Consider the following 1802-nt stretch of genomic DNA (forward strand, 5'->3'; position numbering starts at 1 on the left):
GCCTGCACCGCGGCGCCGATGGCGACGACCTCGTCCGGGTTCACGCTCTTGTTGGGCTCCTTGCCGCCGGTCAGCTCCTTCACCAGGTCGGAGACGGCGGGCATGCGGGTCGAGCCGCCGACGAGGACCACGTGGTCGATGTCGGAGACCTTGACGCCGGCCTCCTTGATGACGTCCTCGAACGGCTTGCGGGTGCGCTCGAGCAGGTCCTTGGTGAGGTCCTGGAACTTGGCGCGGGAGAGGTGCTCGTCCAGGTGCACCGGGCCCTCGGGGGTCACGGACAGGTACTGCAGCGAGATGTTGGTGGAGGTGGCCGAGGAGAGCTCCTTCTTGGCCTGCTCCGCTGCCTCCTTCAGACGCTGCAGGGCGATCTTGTCCTTGGACAGGTCCGCGCCCTTGGACTTGGCCTGCTGGAGCAGCCAGTCCACGATCCGCTGGTCCCAGTCGTCGCCGCCGAGGCGGTTGTCGCCGGCGGTGGCGCGCACCTGGATGGTGGCGAAGTCGTCCTCGTCCTTGGCGACCTCGAGCAGGGACACGTCGAAGGTGCCGCCGCCCAGGTCGAAGACCAGGATGAGCTCGTCCTCCTTGCCCTTCTCCAGGCCGTAGGCCAGGGCGGCCGCGGTGGGCTCGTTGATGATACGGGTGACGTTCAGGCCCGCGATCTCGCCGGCCTCCTTGGTGGCCTGGCGCTCGGCGTCGTTGAAGTAGGCGGGCACGGTGATCACCGCGTCGGTGACCTTCTCACCCAGGTACCCCTCGGCGTCGTGCTTGAGCTTCATCAGCGTGCGGGCCGAGATCTCCTGCGGGGTGTACTTCTTGCCGTCCACCTCGGTGGTCCAGTCGGTGCCCATGTGGCGCTTGACGGACGCGAAGGTGCGCTCGGGGTTGTTGACGGCCTGGCGCTTGGCGACCTCGCCGACCAGGACGTCCCCGCCCTTGGAGAACGCGACGACGGACGGGGTGGTGCGGGCGCCCTCGGCGTTCGCGATGACGACCGGGTCGCCACCCTCGAGGGCGGCGACGACGGAGTTGGTGGTGCCGAGGTCGATGCCGACTGCACGGGACATGATGGGGTCCTTCCTGTCTGACGGTGAAGCGGGGGCCGGACCCGCGGGCCGGGGGCGCCGGCGCCGCAGGGACTTAAGCCTTCATGACTCAGGTTGCCACCGGGGTGGTGGACTGTCAAGTGAACCTGAGTCGACTTCACTCACTTCTGCTTCTGCGGTGGTCAACGCGGTCCGTCCGCGATCCATTCCCGGGCCCCGGGTCCATCCCTGATCCGTCCCGGTGCAGGCGCCGGGCCCTGGAAGCGCGCGGGTCTCGCGCGGTTGAATGGCGGAACACGGGGCGCCGCCGACGGCGCGCCCGTCCCGACGGAGAAGGAGCACCACCATGGCCGAGAAGAACGCCGCCGAGTACACCGTCCCGGGCCTGTCCCTGAGCACGGGCCGCCGCACCGCCGAGATCCTCCAGGGTCGCCTGCACGCCCTCAACGACCTGCAGCTCACCCTGAAGCACGCCCACTGGAACGTGGTGGGCCCCGGCTTCATCGGCGTACACGAGATGCTCGACCCACAGATCGAGCTGGTCCGCGGAATGGCGGACGTCGTCGCCGAGCGCATCGCCACCCTCGGCGTCTCCCCCGCCGGCACCCCGGGCGCCCTCGTGGCCGCCCGCACGTGGGACGACTACACGCTGGGCCGCGCGACGACCCTGGAGCACCTGGCCGCGCTGGACCTCGTCTATGACGGCGTCGTGACGGACCACCGCGCCGCGATCGACGCCACCGAGGACCTCGACCC

The 1802-nt window shown here is 69.8% G+C and carries 2 protein-coding genes; one reads left to right on the top strand and one right to left on the bottom strand.

Annotated features, from left to right (window positions below; genetic code table 11):
- A partial coding sequence (locus AB0N07_RS50580) for an Hsp70 family protein (protein WP_365847701.1) occupies positions 1-1067 on the bottom strand: 1067 nt, incomplete at its 3' end.
- A 325-nt stretch (positions 1068-1392) separates the two neighbouring features.
- Here AB0N07_RS50580 and AB0N07_RS50585 point away from each other — a divergent pair.
- Positions 1393-1802, top strand: a 410-nt coding sequence (locus AB0N07_RS50585) for a DNA starvation/stationary phase protection protein (protein WP_365847703.1), incomplete at its 3' end; no start/stop codon positions are given.

The sequence above is a fragment of the Streptomyces sp. NPDC051172 genome (assembly GCF_040682555.1).
Lineage (GTDB): Bacteria > Actinomycetota > Actinomycetes > Streptomycetales > Streptomycetaceae > Streptomyces.